Source organism: Streptomyces sp. SPB074, assembly GCF_000154905.1.
Classification (GTDB): domain Bacteria; phylum Actinomycetota; class Actinomycetes; order Streptomycetales; family Streptomycetaceae; genus Streptomyces.
Map to the genome: position 1 here is coordinate 6,538,946 of NZ_GG770539.1, position 3,118 is coordinate 6,542,063.

Below are 3,118 nucleotides of genomic sequence, written 5' to 3' on the forward strand. Positions count from 1 at the left end.
CGACGATGTGCCCGTCCGGGCCGGGTGACGACGGTCGCGTGCGGCACGGGTGTGCCGCCCGCGTGCACGACGCGCGACGCCCCCGCCGCCCACCGGCATGTGCGCGTACTCGTTGCCGGTGCCGAGCCGCACCACGTCGTGCGTGTGGGCGCCCTGCCCGTCGAAGACCGCGTGGTTGCCGCCCGCTTGGACCCGGAAGCTCCCGTCGCCCTGCCGCACGACGGTGTCGCCGGCCCCGAGGGTCGGATTCCCGCCCGCCGGGTCGGTGCGCAGCGGGCCGTTGAGGTGTGGATGACCGTGGAGCGCGAGCAGGTCGTGGGTGTGCGTGCCCGCGCCGTCGTAGACGTGGGTGAGGTGCGGGTTGGTGCCGTCCGGCACGTGGAAGTTCGTGCCGTGGACGGTGACGGGGCCGCGTGCGCCGCCGTTGAGGTCGACGCGGGTGACGGGGCCGGGGCCTGTGGGGCGCAGAGCCAGCTCGCCCGTGGCTCCGAGGGGGATCGCGTTGTGGGTGTGTGCTCCCTGGGGGCCGACGACGATGTGGTGGCCGTTGGTCGGGTCGTCGATGCGGAAGCCGCCGCCGGTCTGGGGGGTGACGGTGGCGCCGTGGAGCGTGGGGGGTGTGCCGTCGGTGGGGAGGTGGAGGTCGCGGCCGTTGAAGGCGGGGTGCTGGACGGAGAGCAGGTCGTGGGTGTGGGTGCCGGTGGCGTTGTACACGTGGTGGCGGCCCGGGGCGGCGGCGGGGACGTGGAAGTCGGTGCCGTGCAGGGTGATCGGGCCGCGTGCGCCGCCGTTGAGGTCGACGCGGGTGACGGGGCCGGGGCCTGTGGGGCGCAGAGCCAGCTCGCCCGTGGCTCCGAGGGGGATCGCGTTGTGGGTGTGTGCTCCCTGGGGGCCGACGACGATGTGGTGGCCGTTGGTCGGGTCGTCGATGCGGAAGCCGCCGCCGGTCTGGGGGGTGACGGTGGCGCCGTGGAGGGTCGGCGGTGTCCCGTCGGTGGGGAGGTGGAGGTCGCGGCCGTTGAAGGCGGGGTGCTGGACGGAGAGCAGGTCGTGGGTGTGGGTGCCGGTGGCGTTGTACACGTGGTGGCGGCCCGGGGCGGCGGCGGGGACGTGGAAGTCGGTGCCGTGCAGGGTGATCGGGCCGCGTGCGCCGCCGTTGAGGTCGACGCGGGTGACGGGGCCGGGGCCTGTGGGGCGCAGAGCCAGCTCGCCCGTGGCTCCGAGGGGGATCGCGTTGTGGGTGTGTGCTCCCTGGGGGCCGACGACGATGTGGTGGCCGTTGGTCGGGTCGTCGATGCGGAAGCCGCCGCCGGTCTGGGGGGTGACGGTGGCGCCGTGGAGGGTCGGCGGTGTCCCGTCGGTGGGGAGGTGGACGTCGCGGCCGGCGAAGCCCGGGTGCTGGAGGGAGAGCAGGTCGTGCGTCGGGGCGCCGTGCGCGTCGTACACGTGCGTGAGCCGCGGGTTGGTGCCGTCCGGCACGTGGAAGTCCGTGCCGTGCGCGGTGACGGGCCGCGCCTGGGCCGCTCCCGCCGCGTCCACCAGCGTGTGGCCGCCACCTCCGGCGGGGGTGAGGACGAAGTCGTTGGTGCCGCCGAGCGGTACGACCGTGTGGGTACGGGCGCCGGTCGCGTCCACGACGACGTGGCTCTCGCCGTACTGGACGCGGAAGCCGCCGCCCGCCTGCGCGGTGACCTGCGCCTGCGGCGCGGGCGCCGGGGCCCCGTCCGGGCCGGTGAGGCCGAGCTGCTGCCCGTTCCTGCTCGGCAGCACGTGGATCTCGCCGCCCGCCCCGTCGCCGAGCCGCAGCCCGGAGCGCGTCGGCAGGCCCGTCGCCGGGTCGTAGAGCTGGAAGCCGCTGCCCGAGGGCATCCGTATCTCGTGCCCGACCATCCCCGGGCCGCTGCCGCCCGGCATCGGCGTGACGTGGCGCACGGTGTTCGGGTGCAGCGTGTCCAGCGCCACGACGGCGCCGTGGAACTGCCCGCCCGACAGCGTCACGAACCGTTCGTCGGACAGCACCCGCAGCCCCCCGCCGTCCTGCGGCGCGAGATCGATGTGCCGGGCCTCGACCGCGTTCACCCGCTGTTCCAGGTGCACGGTGTCCGTCGCCCCCGGCCCGTGTCCGGCACGCACCGTCGGCGTCCACGCGCCGCCGCCCGGCGGGACGGTGACGGTGGCGTCCGCGATGCCGCCCGTGCCGCTGGGGGTCACGTGCAGCTGGACCCCGTTCAGGCCCGGGACGTCGAGCGTCCTTATGAGCGTCGCCGGGGCGGGGACGGGCACGGCGGCCGAGGTGGAACCGGTGGGCGGCACGTGCGAACCGCTGGGCAGCGACGTCAGCTCGACCTCGCCGCCACCCCCGTGCGCGCCGGGCGGGACGATCTCCATCGGACCGGCCGGGGCGTAGTCGCTGGCCGCGTCCAGGTGGTAGTCCCAGCGCTGCACGGTACCGTCGCCGAGCGTCCGCTCGATCCGCAGGATGTCCCGGCCGCCCTGCTGGAGGTGGTGGGCCGTCACGCCGCTGAGGCCGCCGGTCTGCGTCACGGTGACGTCGGCCCGCGTGGCCCCCGTGCCCGGGCGCACGTCCACGACGACGCCCGGCAGCAGTTCGTCCATGTTGCGGAAGGTGTGCTGAAGGTCGTACTGGACGGTGTGCACCATGTTGACGCGGACGGTGCGCTGGGCGAGCGCGGAGAGGTCGATCAGGCCGCCCTTGCCGAGGTCGGCGATGAGCGAGCCGCTCCCGGGCAGCGCGAGCCCGCCCGTCGTCGCGGGCATCGCCGTGGGCTTGGGGTCGATGCCGGTGACGGACCCGTTGAGGTGCCCGAGCCCGTTCACCCCGTCGCCCGCACCGGCCCCCGAGGACAGCGGGGGCACCGAGACCTGGCCGGTCCCCGTCGTGACCTGCGCGGACGCGCCCGGGGCCGGGACCTGCGCCTGCCCGGGCTGGTGGACGGCCGGCGCGTGCACCTGCGTCGCCGGGGGCACCGCGGTGTCGCCCGCCCGGACGACGGGGGCGTCCACGTGGGCGACCGGCGGCGCGGTGTTTGCGGTCTTCGCGGCCGCAGGCACGTCCACGTGCCCGACGGGCGGTGCCGTGATCTGGGCGGAGGCGCCG

1 pseudogene is annotated in these 3,118 nt (G+C 75.8%); it reads right to left on the reverse strand.

Going from position 1 to position 3,118, the window contains the following annotated elements:
• Positions 1 to 3,118, reverse strand: a pseudogene (locus SSBG_RS27920) (hypothetical protein); the annotation flags it as partial.